We start from the raw sequence: 1,120 nt of genomic DNA, 5'->3' as shown, positions 1-1,120 counted from the left end.
GATGTATGATGAAGAGCATTTAGAGAAAGAAAGTAACGCATCAGATTTGTCGACAGAAGGTTTGTTTCGCAAGCTTGTCAGTTGGTGACAAGCTATTGATTTATAATGATAATCTAGCGTTATTCATATTGAGTTAAAGACCCGAATAACGTAAGATTCTCTTATTTCAAATCTGTTTATATTGAATCAATCAAAACCACTCGTTTGCACATAGCAAGTGGGATGAGTGTGTGGATAAAATTTGTATAAGAAAGGACTTAAAATGGCTCTTATGAACCGTCTTAATGCAAGATCTGTTGCAACATTAGGGGCTGGCAAATATAACGATGGTGCCGGCTTGTTACTTCACAAGCGTAAAGATGGAGGTGCTCAATGGATTTACCGTTATACCATTCATGGGCGCCGTCGTGAAATGGGCTTGGGGGCATTGCGAAACGTTTCTTTAAAAAAAGCGCGTGAATTGGCAAATCAATGGCGTTCTGTTTTGCATGAGGGTCGTGACCCTATTAAAGAACGCAATAAACAAAAGCGTGAAGCAATAAGCAATCTCCATTATTTAAAAGATATTGCCGTGGATGCTTTTGAAAGTCGTAAAGCTGAATTAAAAGGGGATGGAAAAGACGGACATTGGTTTTTACCATTACGTCTTCATATTCTCCCCAAATTAGGCTGTTTACCCGTTTCAGAAATTACCCAAACTGAGATACGCAATACTCTTGCTCCTATCTGGCATACAAAAGCTGGAACAGCTAATAGAGCTCTTAATCGTCTTAATATATGTCTCAAACATGCGGCTGCACTAGGATTGGATGTTGATTTACAAGCAACAGAAAAAGCACGTGCTCTCTTAGGCAAACAACGTCATAAAACGCAAAACATGCCCGCAATGGATTGGAAAGAGGTCCCTGCCTTTTATAAAACACTTTGCCAAACAACAATCCTAACACAACTGGCTTTGCGTTTGCTTATTTTGACAGGAGTTCGTACTTTTCCTTTGCGTCATATTCGTGAAGGTCAAATTGAAGATGATGTCTGGACAATTCCTGCTGAAAATATGAAAGGAAAGCGTGATACTACAACAGAATTTCGCGTCCCCTTATCAAAAGAAGCGCTGAAAATT

The 1,120-nt window shown here is 39.4% G+C and carries 1 protein-coding gene; it reads left to right on the top strand.

Annotated elements, in window-relative coordinates:
• Nucleotides 1–262 precede the first annotated feature (262 nt).
• The coding region (locus ACFIK4_RS09450; protein WP_375675821.1) for a tyrosine-type recombinase/integrase at nucleotides 263–1,120 on the top strand (858 nt) is incomplete at its 3' end.

The sequence above is a fragment of the Bartonella sp. AP9QHHD genome (assembly GCF_042195625.1).
GTDB lineage: Bacteria > Pseudomonadota > Alphaproteobacteria > Rhizobiales > Rhizobiaceae > Bartonella.
The sequence above is the reverse complement of the archived record's forward strand: the minus strand, read 5'-3'. Positions and strand labels throughout refer to the sequence as shown.